Annotated in this window: 14 protein-coding genes; 13 read left to right on the top strand and 1 reads right to left on the bottom strand. The window is 47.0% G+C overall.

Annotation, left to right across the window (positions count from 1 at the left end):
• Window positions 1–34: 34 nt before the first annotated feature.
• The 5 genes from ACOZB4_RS08840 to ACOZB4_RS08820 all read left to right on the top strand — a co-directional run bounded on the left by ACOZB4_RS08840 (window position 35) and on the right by ACOZB4_RS08820 (window position 4,220).
• On the top strand, window positions 35–475 hold the full coding sequence (locus ACOZB4_RS08840; RefSeq protein ID WP_379413653.1) for a hypothetical protein: 441 nt from the start codon (window positions 35–37) through the stop codon (window positions 473–475).
• Window positions 476–505: 30 nt separating this feature from the next.
• Window positions 506–1,048: a hypothetical protein gene (locus tag ACOZB4_RS08835; protein WP_379413655.1), complete on the top strand. Its 543-nt coding sequence runs from the start codon at window positions 506–508 to the stop codon at window positions 1,046–1,048.
• A 46-nt stretch (window positions 1,049–1,094) separates the two neighbouring features.
• Window positions 1,095–1,637, top strand: a complete 543-nt coding sequence (locus tag ACOZB4_RS08830; protein ID WP_076321860.1) for a GNAT family N-acetyltransferase — start codon at window positions 1,095–1,097, stop codon at window positions 1,635–1,637.
• A 139-nt stretch (window positions 1,638–1,776) separates the two neighbouring features.
• Window positions 1,777–2,055, top strand: a complete 279-nt coding sequence (locus ACOZB4_RS08825) for a hypothetical protein (RefSeq protein WP_422759527.1) — start codon at window positions 1,777–1,779, stop codon at window positions 2,053–2,055.
• A gap of 701 nt (window positions 2,056–2,756) precedes the next feature.
• Window positions 2,757–4,220, top strand: coding sequence for a chitinase (locus ACOZB4_RS08820; protein ID WP_379413660.1), 1,464 nt, complete (start codon window positions 2,757–2,759; stop codon window positions 4,218–4,220).
• 499 nt (window positions 4,221–4,719) lie between these two features.
• On the opposite strand, the gene ACOZB4_RS08815 is transcribed toward ACOZB4_RS08820, so the two are convergent.
• The gene (locus ACOZB4_RS08815; protein ID WP_379413663.1) at window positions 4,720–7,110 is read right to left on the bottom strand and encodes a fibronectin type III domain-containing protein; all 2,391 of its coding nucleotides are present in this window, start codon (window positions 7,108–7,110) and stop codon (window positions 4,720–4,722) included.
• A gap of 433 nt (window positions 7,111–7,543) precedes the next feature.
• Between ACOZB4_RS08815 and ACOZB4_RS08810 the strand changes: the two genes are divergently transcribed.
• The 8 genes from ACOZB4_RS08810 to ACOZB4_RS08775 all read left to right on the top strand — a co-directional run bounded on the left by ACOZB4_RS08810 (window position 7,544) and on the right by ACOZB4_RS08775 (window position 16,028).
• Window positions 7,544–8,155 (top strand): YkoP family protein, encoded by a 612-nt coding sequence (locus tag ACOZB4_RS08810; RefSeq protein WP_379413666.1) that lies wholly within the window; start codon window positions 7,544–7,546, stop codon window positions 8,153–8,155.
• 85 nt (window positions 8,156–8,240) lie between these two features.
• A complete protein-coding gene (locus tag ACOZB4_RS08805) occupies window positions 8,241–9,512 on the top strand; it encodes an alcohol acetyltransferase (RefSeq protein ID WP_379413668.1) in 1,272 nt (423 codons plus the stop codon).
• A gap of 92 nt (window positions 9,513–9,604) precedes the next feature.
• Window positions 9,605–10,189, top strand: coding sequence for a DUF6320 domain-containing protein (locus ACOZB4_RS08800; RefSeq protein WP_379413670.1), 585 nt, complete (start codon window positions 9,605–9,607; stop codon window positions 10,187–10,189).
• Between the two features lie 15 nt (window positions 10,190–10,204).
• On the top strand, window positions 10,205–10,804 hold the full coding sequence (locus tag ACOZB4_RS08795; protein ID WP_379413672.1) for a GNAT family N-acetyltransferase: 600 nt from the start codon (window positions 10,205–10,207) through the stop codon (window positions 10,802–10,804).
• 209 nt (window positions 10,805–11,013) lie between these two features.
• The gene (locus tag ACOZB4_RS08790) at window positions 11,014–12,765 is read left to right on the top strand and encodes a LytS/YhcK type 5TM receptor domain-containing protein (RefSeq protein WP_379413831.1); all 1,752 of its coding nucleotides are present in this window, start codon (window positions 11,014–11,016) and stop codon (window positions 12,763–12,765) included.
• Between the two features lie 19 nt (window positions 12,766–12,784).
• Entirely contained in the window at window positions 12,785–13,522 is a 738-nt protein-coding gene (locus ACOZB4_RS08785; RefSeq protein WP_379413675.1) for a LytR/AlgR family response regulator transcription factor, read from the top strand.
• 213 nt (window positions 13,523–13,735) lie between these two features.
• Window positions 13,736–15,187 (top strand): carbon starvation CstA family protein, encoded by a 1,452-nt coding sequence (locus tag ACOZB4_RS08780; protein ID WP_379413677.1) that lies wholly within the window; start codon window positions 13,736–13,738, stop codon window positions 15,185–15,187.
• 205 nt (window positions 15,188–15,392) lie between these two features.
• Window positions 15,393–16,028 carry a hypothetical protein gene (locus ACOZB4_RS08775; protein ID WP_379413834.1) on the top strand — a complete coding sequence of 212 codons (636 nt, stop codon included), beginning with the start codon at window positions 15,393–15,395 and terminating at the stop codon, window positions 16,026–16,028.
• Window positions 16,029–16,031 lie beyond the last annotated feature (3 nt).

Below are 16,031 nucleotides of genomic sequence, written 5' to 3'. Positions count from 1 at the left end.
AAGTATGTCGCTATTTAATAATATGGAGTAGCCTATGAAAAAACAATTATTACTTGTCCTTGCAGTAGTCCTATCCATGTTTTTATTATTTCATGTTAATCAATGGATGAAGAATGAATATGAAATATGGACAACCATTGTAAATCGGGAGTGGAATGCAAAAGGGACGGGTATGTATTTTTATGAAGAAAATAATCAAAAGTATGGTCTCTATATGATATATGGAAGTGGACTTCCAGTCATTTCTTCTCATAAATCCAAGGTAAGAATCATAAATGATCATGAGATGGAGATGGAGATGGAGATGGAGATGGAGATTCCTGATCATCCCATGAATGTGCAGTCAACTGATCAAAAGCTGCAAGTATCCAGAATAAAATGGAATCAGGGTAAGCTGACCATGGACGGGCTGACATTTGACGCTTCAGAGACTTCTGAGAAACATGAGTGGGTTTTAAATCTACGAGCGAAATAGTATCGCTGTAATCAAGGAAAGGAAGGAGTTATGGAATTATTCTTATATCATTATTATGATGCAGAAGCCGGACCCTTTCGAAATCTATCCGCACTATCCATTGAAGAAGCGCAGCAAGTACAGAGAAGACTCCAACAAAATAAAAATATGTTTGCGAGTCAACGTGCAGATGATTATATCGTAATCCGACGTGGAATAGAGTCGTATGCAAAAGAGCTATTCATAGCCAAGGGTGGCAGGGCGATGAATAAATATCCACATTACATGACACTTGGCCCTTGTGAATGGATCAAGCGGTGGTATCAGAACGGGAGGGAAGTCAAGATTCCCCTCGATGTTGTTGACCCCGAGACGATTAGTTTTACGTATGGTGACTTATTTCCCACAATGCGTTATAAAGACGGAAAGCCTTACAGAGGGAAGGTCTACTTAAAGAATGAAATCCTCCGGCTGGTGGACGAATATGGTTGGCCGCAAGAATGGAACAAAGATGGAGATCATGGACCAGAACGATATATAGAGGTGCAGGTATGGGACGATCGTTTGATCCGTCTTTTTTTGAATAATCTATAGGAATGAGATGAAGTTATAGAACCTAAAGAATGGTGGGAGTACATGCATGATCATAATTGATTTGTTAGAAAATGACATAGAAAAGATAAATCAAACAGCTAGGCTATTGCATGAGAGTTTTGAAGCATGGCCCACAATAGATTCTGCCATACGTGAAGTTTTCGAATCTCTCAGTGATGATTCAATTAGTAGAGTATTAGTTAATGGGGATGATGAAGTTATCGGGTGGATTGGCGGGAGAAGTCAGTATGACGGTAATGTGTGGGAATTGCATCCGTTAGTTATTAGAAAAGATAGTAGAATGCGAGGCTTTGGCAAGTTATTAGTGATCGATTTTGAACGTCAGGTCTACCAACGCGGAGGTATAACCATCATATTGGGTACGGATGATGAGTATAATCAAACCAGTCTAGCAAACGTGAATTTGTATGATGATATTCCGGCCCATCTATCCAATTTTGAAAGTCTAGATCACCCAGCGAACTTTTATAGAAAGTTAGGTTTTGTAATCGTCGGCGTTATACCAGATGCGAATGGAATAGGAAAACCGGATATTATTATGGCAAAGCGTGTTAAATCTGTAGATTAGATTAAAGTATAGAGTTTCCTAGCGGATGCTGCTGCCGTTCAGTCCAAGTTAATGGGACAATGAGGGCTCCAGACGCTGCAAAGCTATTGCAATTTTATCGATACTGAAGTCGACCAAGCTTTGCTTGGGTTTGATGAACATGATAAACGGGAGGCTTGATCGGGCGTTAGGGTTACAACGAATCCATCGACTCTTGCTCGTCAGTGCACCTGGTCATATGCGTCGATGCCAGCTGATGCTCAGGACCTTTATGCCTCCTTGGTATGAGTATGTGTGGTGCCCAGACCATCGTTCTCAAGGGAGGCGCGACAATTGGTGGACCAATCCTATCGAAGAGAAGCGGGTACTGAGTGAGCTTAACAAAGTGATTGGTGGGGTAAAGGGCCGATATTTTGTTGATGCGGATATTGAAATTTGAACATTATCACGATTTCGCTGAGTATATCCAGTTTTTAACCGTTACAAGGATTCGAACTTACTATATTGAAGCATGTTCGATAATTCGCATTTTAGGGTCTTCGATTCTCCAACGGAGAAGGCGGAAGCATGCTGGAGAAGCAGAGCGGTCCCCTTTGCCCCCGGATTTCAACCTTGGAGAAGTACAATAAGAAATCTGGGGGCAACAGGGATCGAAAGTATGATCCGCATACGTAGTGCTGCTTCACGAAGAGTTGGGTTTTTATCACCATTGCATACGGCCATAAGAGTGGCGAAATCTATTCGGGAGATGCCTGAAACATAACCTATAACCAAACTAACCATACAGCGGCCGTTTTCCTGAACACACTTCAAGGAGGACGGTTATTTTTTTCTTGCAAAATAGGGAAGCAGCCATACGCTCAGGCCTAGGCCCGGGTGCATCTTGTTTGAAAATCTTCTTACATAGACTAAATTGATTATCCAGAGCTATTTTTAATAATCAACATATAAAGTAAATTTTTAACATATAAATCAACTTGCGAAATATGTAAATGAATCAAAATTGAGTAAGTGAAATGGATCATCTTGGTTTTTGAGAATGTAACAGGATGATTGTATTTTATACAGGAGGTGATGTTTGTCGTCTTATGCAAGATAGGGCTAAAGCTTAATTATCAATTATTGAGGAGGGTTTAATGGATGAACAAGGGTTTATCCAGAGTGCTGAACAAATCGAGAGTGATGATGTTGCCTTTATTGGTCGTCGTGTCTATGATTATGAACTTTTTTCCCCTAGAGGTTTCTGCAGCAGAACGAGGTGCTTGGGCACCCAATGTGTCTTATGCCGTAAACGACAACGTGACATACGATGGGAAAGCGTATAAAGCCATTCAATCTCATACCTCATTACCCGGGTGGGAACCGCCTAATGTTCCTGCATTGTGGCAGTTTGTTCAAGGTGGTGGAGGTGGTGATACTGTAGCTCCGACAACTCCTACGAATGTAACTGTAAGCGCAGTCACCTCTTCAAGTGTTACTTTATCCTGGCAAGCATCTACGGACAACGTAGGCGTGACAGGATATGATGTATACCAAGGCACAGCCCTTGCCATATCTGTTACCGGTACGACAGCGACAATAACGGGTCTTTCACCAAAAACGACATATTCTTTTAAGGTCATTGCTAAGGATGCTGCCGGGAATCTTTCCCCTGCTAGTGCGACCGTGAATGCAACAACTACAGAAGGACCAGGCGGAGGTCCCCAGCCGACGAAGCATATATTGACAGGGTACTGGCAGAACTTCGTCAATGGTGCCAGCAAATTGAAAGTGAGAGATATACCGGATCAGTACGACATCATTGTTTTAGCGTTTGCCGAGATGGACCCTGCTAACCCTGGTGGTGTCACTTTCACTGTAGATTCTGCGCTATCCGCTGCTCTCGGTGGGTACACAAATGCTGAGCTGATCGCGGACATTCAGGCTAAACGTGCTCAAGGCAAGAAGGTCATTATATCCGTTGGAGGGGAAAAGGGGAACATTAATTTGAATAACCCTTCCCCGAATGTAGCGAACTTTGTGAACAGCATGTACGGAATCATCACTCAATTTGGACTTGATGGGATAGACATTGATCTGGAGCATGGTATGAATGTACCTAACTTAACCAATGCGATCCGCCAACTGAAGCAAAAAGTAGGAAATGATTTTGTTCTGACGATGGCTCCCCAAACGATAGACATGCAGAATCCAAACACCTCCTATATGCAGCTCTATAACAATCTAAAGGATATGACAACCGTAATTAATGTCCAGTATTATAATTCCGGATGCATGCTAGGTCGTGACGGAAAATGCTATTCCCAAGGCACTGTTGATTTCCTTACGGCTCTTTCGGACTTAACGCTGCAGTGGGTATCACCTTCCCAATTGGGATTGGGAGTACCTGCTACCTCTTCAGCAGCTGGAGGCGGATATGTTTCTCCAACGGTCGTAAATAATGCCCTGAATTGTCTAGCAACTGGAAACAGCTGTGGAAGTTATAAGCCCGTTGCTAAATACCCTGATATACGGGGAGCAATGACTTGGTCCATTAACTGGGATGCGACCACGAATTACACGCTTGCCAAAACGGTAAGACCATTCTTGAACACGCTGCCTTAACTTAAGGATACTGTACAATCAGTACAACGTGTGTACTGCTCTTTGTGCGCACGTTGCGTGGTCCAGAGCTGTGTGGATGGCTGTCGACCATTAAGTAGATTATAGTTATCAAAAAGGAAACCTCTCTTTGATATGTGGTGGTATAAAACCATCATAAACATGGAGAGGTTTCTGTTTGGTTTCTTTGCCGAAATTAGACGTTCGTGGTGCGTTCGTTTAAAATGATTTTCGAACAAAATATGAGATTGGTTGCTGACGGCAAGCCCGATTGTACGATATATCGTACAAATGCTGAACCTGGTTGCTGACGGCAAGCCCAATTGTACGATATTTCGTACAAATGCTGAGACTGTCCCCTCTCGAGCTTCCTTTTAAACCGGCTCTAAATTCGTATACCAAGTTGAATCGGACGAGGAGTCTTTTAAGGAAGAAGATGAAGTAAGTCCAATAGAATTATTGGATTACTAAATGCGACTGTAACGTACAATCAAACTGAGCCTCAAGGCTCCCATATCACCGTTGGGTACGGGAGTTGGTCATAAGCACTGGCCCAGTAATAGGAGTCGGCCATGATGCGCCGTGGCAGGAAACCGATCTCGCCACGGGATGCGGAGATGAGCTCGGATTGCGATTGGAACACGCCTTCCGCATTTGTTGTGGCATTAACATATTTGCCTGCCATATGGGTGAATCGTCCGCTGATCTTGGCCGTAACAGGCTGCCTTGTTTCCATATCAACCATCTGCATGGATACTCTGGCGGCACCATTAGAATAGGTGATGGTCATCTGATCAATCACCATCGGTTTCATGGTGGACGGCGCCGTTGTTGCTGAAGCAGCCGCGCTGGGAGCTCCTTCATTGCCGCTGATATCGACCGCTGTGATTTTATAATAATAGGTGGTGCTCGGCAGCAGCCCGGTATCTTTGTAGGAAAGTCCTTTCGAGGTTCCGGCGTAAGTAGCGGATCCGATCTCAAAGTCGGCTTCGGTCCCGCGGTAGATCCGATATGCATTAACGGCCGAGTTATCCATCGCCATATTGTAAGTTATATTAATGCGTTGAAAATCAAACGTGGCAGCTGTTGCCCCGCTAACCGTACTTGGCGGTTCGTGGTCAGCAGGAGGCTGCCATGCGTAGCCGCCAGGTCCCCATTCGCTTGGAAAATCAACGATCGAGGAGTAGTGATGGAGAGCGATGCCTCCAAACGCCGAATCGTTCAGAAAAGCGTCATACACCTTGTTTAACTCCTGCTCCATGTAAGTTCGCCCTTCTTCATGGAAGCTGATGGTTTCCGGATCCCCGCCATCCGCGATGTCTTTCGTCTCGACTCCGATCACAACCGACTTCGGCTTGCTGATCGTATTTGCATAGGCCAGCTCGTTTAGCGCTTGTGCGATAATACCGGCGCTCCCATCGGCCTGATCACGATAATTCATAATCGATATATAATCGGCCGTGTCCTGAATATGCTCAGACAGCCATTTCGTCTTTCCATTCCATGTAATATTGCTGGCGTCGGCCGAAGTGTCGTACCATCTAGGAATCGCTGCGCCGACTGACAAGGCGAGTCCCGATGCCTGCTTACGTTCCATTAGCAGCTGCAGCATATCCAGGTACTGAATCTGGACGGAAGGCTTTGCTGTTTTGAAATCCGGCAGGATATACGGTTCTGTATCCAAGTTCACGCCATCAAAACGAGCAGACTCGCCGGAGGCCAAATTGTAGTTCAGTATCTGCTCAAATTCCCTTACGGCATGAGACAGATATCGATTATAGGCTCCGAAGTAAGGCGGGGTGGTACCACCGGCGATCAACGCTTGAACCCGAAAACCCTCGGCGTGTGCCCACTCGATGAATTGTTGGACCTTACTACGATGATCCTCCAGCATTTTGGTTCCGTTATATTGACCTACAGCCAAATAAAGTGTCGTAATCGGACGTTGATTAAAGGTTGCGGTATCCTTTGCCATGGACGAGAGGACAACGCGGGAATTCGAATTCAGAACGAGAGGGTAGGAGGCATTTTCCCAGATCCAGATCGCACGATCTTGATCTGTCAGCGGTTCTGAGTTATAGGTGCTGCTAGTTACCGTTTTAGGGTTCGTCGCGGAGGGACTGTATACTTCTTCAATTACGTTGACGGGAGTTGGATGGATGAGATCCGTATAAACGGCATCTGTAACCGTCGCGGGATGATTACCTTGGTTAACCGGTGGCTGCCCCCCTGTTCTTGCATAGACCGTTAGACTATAACCTGTATTGCCATAAGAATCGGTTGCTCTGGCTTCCAGGCTGTGAACCCTTAGCGGGGATTGACGCGAATCGAATGTATATTTATAGCCGTTTTTGGCAGGGGAGACCTGCAGCCATTCTCCACCATCGATGCGGAGCTCAACAAGTGATATCGGATTTTTACCTGCTGCGGATATGTTAATATCCATTTTGTTGCGCTGCAAAGTATACTCAATAGGGCTGGTAATCTCCACTTCTGGAATATGAGCTGCGGGATTATCAATGTTCAGGTGTATCCAAGGAGACCAGATACCATAACGCGTAACCGCGTCATTTGCTTTCAGCACCATTTCGACTGAACCGTCCAATTGACTCGTATCGAGCTTGTAGGACCAGGTCCCGCTGTCATCGCCATTGGGATCATCCATCTGAACATCCGTTACAAACTCTCCGTCTACGATGAGTTGAAGCTCATACACACCATTGTAGGTCCCGAATAACTCAGACACACCCGGCTGAAGCGTTTGCCCATCCTGATGGGAATCGATTGTAATTAACGCTGCTGCCTTGGCATGTGGGAGTGGAACCCAGATTGCAGAGATGAACACTGCCGCCAGAAACAAAAGCCCGCACCTACGTAAATGTGAAAGCATCATCGTAGTCACATCCTTGTCAGTTTGATGTAAACCTAATGGACTCTACGGCAGTTACAATGGCTTGCTTATCCTAAGAGTATACATTTGCACAAATATGAAGCGCTTACTTTTTAATATTACGAAAAAAACCAATTAGAACTGATGTTAGGAACGTGGCAGGTTATTAATTTGAATAGGGGAATGTCTTTGAGTATTTCAACAAGAGCTGTGCTCATCTCGAAAACGTTCGGATTGGCAGCTTTTTTTGATCCGCATCTCCGTCTTGAGACCGAGGGCAACTCTGTACCTGGGGCGGTGTGAACCTGTGCAGATCTCCTTTATGATGAGATTAACGGAATTTTACTGGAGAATCATGGAATGAAATATTCAATCAATATTCAATCAAATATATAGTGAGGTGTTTCAACTGCTGCGAAAATTACTTAAAACCGTCATGCAAAGCTCCTGGATGATGTGGGAACGTATCTTCACTTTCATTTCCAGGTTCCGCAGCTCGCATATCTCGCGCTTTGGCATATGCACGGTCATGATTAAGAAGCATCGAGGAGAGTGCATCGTCTGCGAGGACTCGACGGTTATTCAGAATGGAGATCTGGTAGGCGAGCTTCATTTGGATAATGAAACGATTCTGAAACTCATCCGATCGGAAGGGCCAGATCGTGCGGCTTTGAAAATAGCAAGACTTGCAAGAAAGTCCATGCTGCAGATTAGCCGTGCATATGAAGGCCAATCGGAGTTCAGCGAGGTCAGGGCATTGGTCGGGATTACACTGCTGCACCGTGGTTTAACGCACGGGCTTGGTTTTGAGCATAAAGCGATGAAACCGGACTTGTTCCAGAAGCTGACCACTTCCTACCTGCGAATGCTGTTATCGGTGATGCACCCGGATGGCAAGAGCCGGATTGATCGAAGAACCGAATTACTTGTTCCGATGATGTTAATACATACCCGCTCATCGCTGATGAAGCGATTTTCAATGGCGGATAAGCGGCCTTTACATGAAGAGGGGTATGCCCTCTTGGTATCGGCTGCGGTTGAAGCTTGAGTAAAAGAGGCATTGCGACGTACATAAGGTAAGGCTGTTGTGTGCAGTTATATGGGAGTTCTACAAGAAATGAGGAGAGCAACAGATGGAAGAATGGTATAAACTTGACCACGCCGGGAAGCTGTTTCCCGCGGTTGCGGGGAGGGAGAATTCATCAACCTACCGATTGTCGATGATGCTGACAAGTCACGTGAAACCATCGGTTTTGCAACAGGCGCTCGATAGTGTAATAAAGCGATTCCCTCTATTGAACGTCGAGCTTAGAAATGGCCTGTTCTGGAAATTTCTGCGGGAGAAGGAGACACGTTTGATGGTGGAACCGGAATCCACCTATCCCTGTGCTCCTGCAGCCCTCTCGACGGAGAACGGAAGCTTGGTAAGGGTTTTATATCATGGCAACAAAATCAGCGTGGAGATTTTCCATGCGCTAACAGACGGCGGTGGGGCACTGGAGTTCCTCAAAACCTTGGTATTCCAGTATTTATATCTGCTCGGTGAGAACGTGGAGGACAAGGAAGGTCTGATTCTGCCGCCCGCTTCATTTGCCCGTTATGCCGAAGCACAGGACAGCTTTAAAGCTCATTATACTTCGGCCACGGCCGATTCCAGAATGCCGGAGGCCCTGCAAATTCCCGGTACCCGATTCTCGCCTTATGGACATAACGTCATCCACGGCATGATTCACGCCTCGCGGCTGAATGGGGCGGCCAAGCAGAAGGGAGTGACCCTCACCGCTTACCTGACAGCGATTTTGATCATGGCGGTTTATGAGACCACGTTGCCTTTCAACAACGAGAACCGGCCGATCGTGATTAGCATGCCGGTGAACCTGCGAAAAATCTTCCCTTCGAGCAGCCTGCGCAACTTTTTTGCAGTCATCAACATTGGCGTACAGATGAAGGAAGGCATGACATTGGATGATGTACAAGGTATCGTGCATGCACAGATGAAAGAGAAAACGACGAAGTCTTATCTAAGCCAAGCGATGGCCGGGAGCATGAAATACGAGAAGAACCTGTTATCCCGATTCACGCCGCTGAAACTGAAGGATATGGCGATTCGTTATGGATTCGACCATTACGGTGAAGAGGCCAAAACGCTAACGCTTACCAATCTGGGCCGAGTCGACATCCCTGCGAGTATGGCTGCGCATATCGAGTCGATGGAAACCACGATGTATCCTACAGCCAAGAGTCCAATGAACTGTGCCGTCAGTTCGATCAATGACCAGTTGACCATCACCTTTGCCAGGAATATCGTTGAAAGTGATGTGATCAGGCACTTTTTTCGTCAGCTTGCCATCTTAAGCGGATTGGATATAAGGATCGTCAGCAACGATTGGGGGATGGGTGCATGAGATGTGAGAGCTGTGGGGTATCCGTAAACCCGGCGCACGCAACATGTCCCTTATGCCGGAGAAATTTACAGGGTAAGGGCAACGCACCATCTGTGGGAGATAATTCTTGGTACCCCGTCTATGAGGCTGTTGAGGAGCAGCGTGCGAGCAGTCTTTTATCCAAGTGGCTTACCTTCATTGCCGTGTCCGTCATCGGCTTATCCGTTCTTATAAATATCCTGGGAAATCACGAAGTATGGTGGAGTCTGTACCTCATGCCCTGCGTGCTCTATGCATGGCTGTTCATCAGACATACTTTGATGTCCAAGTCGCACCTCGGCGGCAAAATCGTCGTACAGCTGCTCGGGCTGTCCGGCATGCTGCTTTGGCTCAACGTCGCAGCGGGTACGAATTACTGGTCGACCGGTTACGTCATTCCGTTCCTGATGATGGCGGCAACCCTGCTGATTACCGTTATATGCTGCACCAGAAAAATGCGCTGGCGCGAGTTCGCAGGTTACTTGTTAACCCTGATCTTGCTTGGGTTTGTGCCCTTATTACTGTACGCCATCGGCATGTCGCACGTATTATGGACAGCCGTTGCAGCGGGCGTATATGCCTTATTAACGTTTAGCGGGATGTGCCTGATTGCAGATAAGGGATTTCGAAAGGATATGAAGCGCAGATTACATTTTTGACAGGAGGTAAACATCATGTGCTCCATTACGATTAGAAGAATGGCAGATTATGAACGAGATGTTCGCGAGGAAGTGGCGGAAGTGTTTGTTGATGGATATTATAACGAATTGTCCTATTTCACCCAGGACCGAAGCACATTGAAGAAAGCCTTCCGGAGTCTCTTCAGTCCTGAGGTGTTTTATGTAGCGGAGGTCCAGGGAGTCATGATCGGGATTTTAGCCTGTTCCCATCATGGGCAGCGGGCCATGCCGGTCGAACTAGCTCCGCTTCAGGATGCTTTTGGAGACAAGACAGGGGAACTTGCATATAATGTCATGAAAAACGAATTTAACCCGGCATTGCCCTATAATGACGAGACGGGTTATATCGAATGTGTGGCAACTACCACAAAAGCGCGCGGCAAAGGCGTTTCCACCGCTTTAATGAAGCATGTTATGGAGGAGCTGCCATACAAGCGTTATGTTCTGGAAGTGACCGACAGCAACCAGGTCGCGCTATCGTTATATCAGAAATTAGGGTTCCGGGAATTTGAACGCAAATCCGAGGATGATACAGAGGAAAAAGGGTTCAGCGACCGTATTTATATGGAATGGAGAAAGCCGGTTATCAGGTGATATTCATATAGATTGAGATTCTCATACGAATATGATGGTATGGGGTTTAACAACCTCCGCTTTAGATATAATTGAAGCGGGAGGTTTTTTGTTGTTTTTTGAGCCTCTGCCATGATAATTTAGTATGTATTGCCAGGTTTACGGCAAACTTCATAAGGAATCTATGCGTGACGAGTAACCGATTCAAAGTCAGATTGCGGGGTGACGCCATGTTTGAACTGCTGATTACAATGACCGAGCGGATTGGAATTATTGTGACGATTGCATTTATCGTAACCCGGTTGAGGTTCTTCCGGACAATGATAAGCCAGGACAAGCTGGGGTCTGTACAACAGATACAAGCCATATTAGTCTTCGGGATTTTAGGTATTATCGGGACGTATACCGGTATTACGGTGAACACCGAATCACTTGAAGTTAACAAATGGATGATGCAGGTGTCCGGAGACGAAGCGATTGCGAATTCAAGGGTTGTCGGTGTGGTCATGGCCGGATTATTCGGAGGCTGCAGAATCGGGCTCGGTGCTGGACTGATTGCAGGGCTTCACCGTTTTACATTAGGGGGATTCACGAGTTTGGCCTGTGGGCTCGCGACCATACTTGCAGGGCTTCTGGCCAGCTTGTTTCATAAGAAGAATGAGCAGGTTTCTTTCTCAGCTGCGCTTCTAATGGGGGCATTGGCAGAATCCCTTCAAATGCTGATCATCCTGCTTTTGTCCAGACCATTCGAACAGGCGATGTCCTTGGTCGGCTATATTGGAGTACCGATGATTGTAGCTAACGGGATCGGTTGTGCTTTGTTTCTGCTCATTATTCGATCCGTATTGAATGAAGAGGAGAAGGTAGCGGCTCAGCAGGCTCAAGCTTCTCTTCGCATTGCCCGCAGAACCATCGGATACATGCGTCAGGGGATGAATGCGCAATCCGCGGAAGCGGTATGCCGGATTCTTTACGAGGAAGTCAACGCCAGTGCGATTGCGATTACGAATGACCGGATGATTCTGGCCCATGTCGGGACGGGGGATGATCATCACGCGTCGGACCGTCCGCTGCAGACGGAAGTGACGCGTCGGGTCATTGAACAAGGGGAGCAGCTGATCGCGGATCGGGCGCATATTCAGTGCCAGAAGCCGGATTGTCCGCTAGGAGCGGCTGTCATCGGGCCTTTGAAACAGGGAGGAGTGACCGTGGGCACCCTCAAATTCTATTTTCGAAGTCCGAAGGACATTACCCACGTTACGACAGAATTAATGTCAGGTCTTACGATGCTGTTAAGCTACCAGCTGGAGGCCGCTCAATTGGAGGAAACCAAGGAACTTGCCAGGGAAGCTGAGATCAAGACGCTTCAAGCACAAATTCATCCGCACTTTTTGTTTAATGCATTAAACACCATCCTCTCCTTAACACGGATTGATGCGGAGAAGGCAAGAAAGCTGCTGCGGAGTCTATCGGACTATATTCGCCAGAATTTGACCGCCGCAACCGCCGAGAAGGCCACGCTCCAGGATGAACTGCAGCATATACGTTCTTATATGAGCATTGAACAAACCAGGTTCGAGGATAAGCTGCAAATTCAATTTGAGGTAGAGGATTCTGCGTTGCAGGCGCTTGTACCACCGCTGACCTTGCAGCCATTAATAGAGAACAGCATACGCCACGGTTTCAGGAACAAAACAGACCATTGTGTCATCCTTATCCGCATTCAGGGTGATCCGGCTAACGGTGTATTCGTTACGATCAAGGATAACGGAACGGGGATTACGCCGGAACGGCTTCAGTTATTGGGTCGCCAAATGCTCGATTCTTCATCGGGTACGGGAATGGCTGTGTATAATGTGAACAGAAGATTAGCTTTGATGTATGGACCCCATGCATCATTAAACATCAACAGTAATGAAGCGGTCGGGACAGAAATCCAATTTCAGATTCCCGCTGCCAATAACGTAAAACTCCATTCATGAAGGCAGGGATTTCTTAAACATGATCGAGCGCATTCGAACACTCATCGTGGATGATGAACGGTACAGCCGCGAAGAACTGATCTATTTATTGAAGCAGCATCCTACACTCGAGATCGTTGGGGAAGCGGATTCCGGGGAACAGGCGGTGTTAAAGACCATGCAGTTGAAGCCGGAAGCCGTATTTCTGGATATTGAAATGCCTTTAATGAACGGGCTTGAAACGGCAAGAGCCTTGAACGAGTTGAGGCTCCCTCCGAGAATCGTGTTTGCCACGGCGTATGCTCAATTCGGTGCAGAGGCCTTCCGGTTTGAAGCACTGGACTATCTGTTAAAACCCATAGACGAAGAGCGGCTGGCGGAGACGGTGAGGCGCCTTGAGCAATCATTACGGAAGGAAGACTCTGCAGCACCTGGGTATTCAAAAGCTCCAGGCAAGCTGTCGCTGGATGTGGAGGGGGGAATCAAGTTTATAGACCCGAATGATATTATTTATATATCACGGGAGGATGCATACTCCAAGATTGTCACAGCCGATAAGCAATATCATGTTAAAACGCCGCTCAAGGAGCTGGAAACGAAGCTTCGGCAGTATCCATTCTTCCGGATTCATAAAAGCTATGTGGTACATCTTGATTATGTAAAAAGCCTGGTTCCTTGGTTTAACGGAGCATTCCAGCTTGAGCTGAAGGGCTGTAGTGACAAACTAGCCGTAAGCCGAAATTATGCCAAGGCATTTCGAGAAGCTTTGGAGCTCTAGTAGTAAACGTGGATGTGATGAGGATGTATGGAATGCTCATGTGTCGATGAAGGATTGATGAGAGCTTGATGAGAGAACCCCGTATATATGCATAATAACCTTAAATTTGAACATCTTAATGCGTCTAGACGACATGTTAGTTCAAAATCGCCCTATGACCTCGATAATTTCTTATAATCAATGTAAGCGATTTCAAGGAAAGGTGGCGAAGGCATGTATACCTTCATCATATCGATCATTCTGCTGGTTATTGGATATTTCACTTATGGAAAATACATTGAAAAAATGTTCGGAGTTAAAGAAGAACGTGCCACACCTGCTTATGTCAATCAGGACGGCGTCGATTATCTGCCCATGAGCACAAACAAAAACTCGCTGATTCAGCTCCTCAATATAGCCGGAGTGGGACCCATTTTCGGACCCATTATGGGAGCGCTCTACGGACCGGTTGCTTTTATCTGGATTGTGCTGGGGTGTATTTTTGCCGGGGCTGTGCATGATTACCTGACGGGTATGATCTCCATCCGCAACCGCGGTGCGCATCTGCCGGAGCTTGCTGGCAAGTTTTTGGGTAAAGTGATGAAGCATGTTGTGAACGCTTTCGCGATTCTGCTGCTGGTCTTGGTAGGTACCGTCTTTGTGACCTCACCAGCCAGCCTGCTTCACAATCTGATGAACGGCAAGGTAAGCTTGTGGATCATCACCCTGTTTATTTTCGGGTACTACATTCTGGCTACGCTTCTGCCCATTGATAAAATCATTGGCCGCTTCTATCCGATATTCGGCGCACTGTTACTCATAGCATCTCTTGGTGTCGGCGGGATGCTGATTGTACAGCAGGTACCGATACCGGAATTGACGTTAGCCAATTTGCATCCGGATCATATGCCGATTTTCCCGCTTTTGTTTTTAACCATTACGTGCGGTGCTCTATCCGGATTCCATGCTACCCAGACGCCGATTATTTCCCGGACCACACAGACTGAGAAGCAGGGGCGTAAAATTTTTTATGGAATGATGATTGCAGAGGGAATCATTGCCATGGTATGGGCCGCAGCGGCGATGAGTTTGTTCCAGGGGCCCAATGGCTTGAACGAGCTTCTTGCCTCCGGCGGAACGGGTCTTGTCGTAAGCGAGGTGGCGAAGGTGACGTTAGGTGCCGTTATAGGCACGCTGGCTGTACTGGGAGTGATCGTGTTGCCGATAACCTCGGGGGATACAGCATTCCGGAGTGCGCGCATGATCATTGCCGATTATATCAAGCTGCCACAATTCAGCATGAAGCGGCGTCTTATCATTGCCATTCCTTTGTTTATCATTTCGATCGCCTTAACCCAGATTGATTTCAACATTCTCTGGAGATACTTCTCCTGGGCGAACCAGGCCACCGCGGTTATTGCTCTGTTTGTCGGTGCGATGTACCTGTTCATTGCCCGTAAAAATTACTGGGTGGCGCTGATTCCCGGTGCGTTTATGCTCTACACAACGACGGTGTACATTCTGAATGCCCAGATCGGATTCAGGCAGTCCATGAATGTTTCTTATATCGTGGGTGCTGTCATCAGTGTCATATTGGTCATTGTATTCTTTAAAGCGGCCCAAAAAGCACGCGCAGCCGAAATGCCGCTTGAGGTCGATATCTCGGATTATCATAAGGTCGCATAACGAAATCATGGAGCGTGCATGTATAAATCTAAACCGTCTATGGAGATTGTCCATGGACGGTTTCTTTTTTTCTCAATAAGATAGCCATGTAGCGGGCATATCCATCGCATATTTGTGTAAATAATCGACAGGCTGTCACTCATAAGATGAAGAAGTGAAGGGATCATTTCTAGGGATTGTGGGGAGGTGGCATGACTTGCTGTCGATGTTGCTCTTTATATTTGCCGTCGGTGCTGCAGTGGCCAGCGTGGACACCACCTGTGGGTTGAATGTGTTAGGCAGTCTGGAAGGCACGAAGGTTAATAAATCCAAATATGCGCTGGTGTATATCGTGTCATGTACCCTGGGCGGCGCTATGACGGGACTGGCGATCGGTTTCATTAATTTTTTGCTGAAAATAACCCTTGTTGGTTTATATCAAAACTATATTATTGTCGTGCTGTTTGCCATACTCCTGGGCTTAGAGTTCATTCAGAAAACGGGGATTCTTCCATCCGGTAATTTCATCGTTCCCTCCGAATGGATCAAGCACGCAGGGTACCGCTCCGCGGCATTATGGGGCCAGATTCTGGGCTTGGGTTTCATCACATTGCAGGTGGGCGTCCTCTTTCACGCCTATATCCTGGTCTCCTTGTTCACCGCTCCATGGTGGCTGAGCCTGCTGGCAGGGGCAACGTTTGGAGTCGTTCGTGGTACGGTGTTCAGCCTCCCGCTGATCCGATCCATCGTGTACCGTATGCTTGAAAAGAGGGTACGCAACCTCACGCTTCTCACGGCCGTGCGGCAAACGGTATCCAAGCTGCTGATCATCGGTTCCATCATCTGGATCATCAGCTACTGAAGA

The sequence above is a fragment of the Paenibacillus sp. NPDC058898 genome (assembly GCF_049316025.1).
Lineage (GTDB): Bacteria > Bacillota > Bacilli > Paenibacillales > Paenibacillaceae > Paenibacillus_AQ.
The sequence above is the reverse complement of the archived record's forward strand: the minus strand, read 5'-3'. Positions and strand labels throughout refer to the sequence as shown.